This is a genomic window from Komagataeibacter kakiaceti JCM 25156 (assembly GCF_000613305.1).
In genome coordinates this window covers 1-1,835 of the sequence record NZ_BAIO01000469.1, presented here as the reverse complement: position 1 = coordinate 1,835, position 1,835 = coordinate 1, and the positions used below count along the sequence as shown (strand labels likewise).

The window sequence follows — 1,835 nt, the reverse complement described above, 5'->3', positions numbered from 1 at the left end:
CGGCGGCGCCTGTGGCCCGACCTCCAGGAACAGGCTGCACATCATGGGCGTCAGGCTCAGCGCCAGGACGAGCGAGACGGTGACGGTGATCGCCAGCGTCATGGAAAACTCGAAAAACACCTTGCCCGGCGTGCCCGCCAGCAACAGCAGCGGCAGGAACACCGCCACCAGCGAGATGGTGATGGACAGCACCGTAAACCCGATCTCACGCGAGCCACGCAGGGCGGCCTGCCTGCGGGTCATGCCCGCTTCCATGTGGCGGGCGATGTTTTCCAGCACCACGATGGCGTCATCCACCACGAAGCCGGTCGCGATGGTCAGCGCCATGAGCGACAGGATATCGAGCGAGAAGTGGAACAGCGCCATGAACGCCAGCGTGCCCGCCAGGGAGATGGGCACCGTAATGGCCGGGATGAGCGTTGCGCGCGGCGTGCGCAGGAACACCAGCACCACCCCCACCACCAGCACGACCGAGGCCAGCAGCGTCCACTGCGTATCCGCCAGCGAGGCGCGGATGATTATGGAACGGTCCATGGCGGGCACGAGCGACACCCCGCGCGGCAGCGCCGCGCGCAGGGTGGGCAGGCGGCCCTTGATCGCGTCGATCACGCGGATGACATTCGCCCCCGCGCGGGGGCGGATAATGGCCATGACCGCGCTGTGCCCGTTCAGGAAACCGACCTGGCGTTCGTTCTCCACGCCGTTGCGCACGCTGGCCACGTCCTGCAGCCGCACGGGGCGGCCATTGCGGTAGCCGATCACGAGATCGCGGTACTGGGCGGCGGTGCGCGCCTGGTCGTTGGTGGCGAGCGTGTAGCGGGTCGTGTCGTTCTGCACGACACCCTTGGGCGTATTGGCGTTGGCCGAAGCCAGCGCCGAGCGGATGTCCTCGAACCCCAGCCCGTATTTGAACAGCGGCCATGGGTTGATTTCCACCCGTACCGCCGGTGCCGAACTGCCCGCGATCTCGACCCAGCCCACGCCCTGCACCTGTGCCAGAAGGGGCTGCAGGCGCGTCTTGGCGATGTCGTACAGCTCGGACACCGGCTGGGTGTCCGATGTCAGGGCCAGGATCAGGATCGGGTTGTCGGAGGGGTTGGCCTTCCAGTACTGCGGCTGTGACTGGAGGGTGGCAGGCATGTCGGCGCGGGCGGCGCGCAGGGCGGCTTCCACATCATTGGCGGCGGCGTCGATATTGGTGGTTTCATTGAAGGTCAGCAGGATGAAGGCGCTGTCCTGGCTGGAATCGGATTCGATCTCGCTTACGCCCGCGACCTGCCCCAGCCTGCGCTCCAGCGGGGTGGTCACGGAACTCGCCATCTGCTGGGGGGACGCGCCCGGCTGGGTGGCCATGATGTAGATGACCGGCACGGCGATATCGGGCAGGTCGCCCACCGGCAGGGTCCGGTAGGCAAAAAGACCCGACAGCAGGATGGCCGCGGCCAGCAGCGTGGTCGCCACCGGGCGCAGGATGAAGATGCGGCACGGATTCAACGTCTGATCCCGGCTCTTGCCATGACCACGGCTTCATTCACGCCGTGGGCGCGCCCGATGGCTCCAGCCCCGTTTCCGGCATGGTGCCCGCCTGCCCCGCCGGCTGGCGGAAGTAACACGACCGCGCCACCCGGATGGGAAGCAGATCCATGAAGCGTGACCCCGCCGCCAGCCACCACGGAAACGAGATGCGCGGCCTGCCCCGCGCCACGCCGGACAGGATGGCCCGCACCGCATCGCCCGTCTGGGTCAGGCCGGGCATGGGAAAGGTGTTGTGCGCGGTCATGGGTGTCGCGACAAAACCGCAGCACACGCTGGACAGCAGGATACCGGCCCGCGCC

At 67.7% G+C, this 1,835-nt stretch carries 1 protein-coding gene and 1 pseudogene; both read right to left on the bottom strand.

The annotated features are described in order from the left end of the window. Positions 1-1,494, bottom strand: a 1,494-nt coding sequence (locus JCM25156_RS15420; RefSeq protein WP_025813786.1) for an efflux RND transporter permease subunit, incomplete at its 3' end; no start/stop codon positions are given. Between the two features lie 37 nt (positions 1,495-1,531). Further along, a pseudogene (locus JCM25156_RS15415) lies at positions 1,532-1,835 on the bottom strand (SDR family NAD(P)-dependent oxidoreductase); the annotation flags it as partial.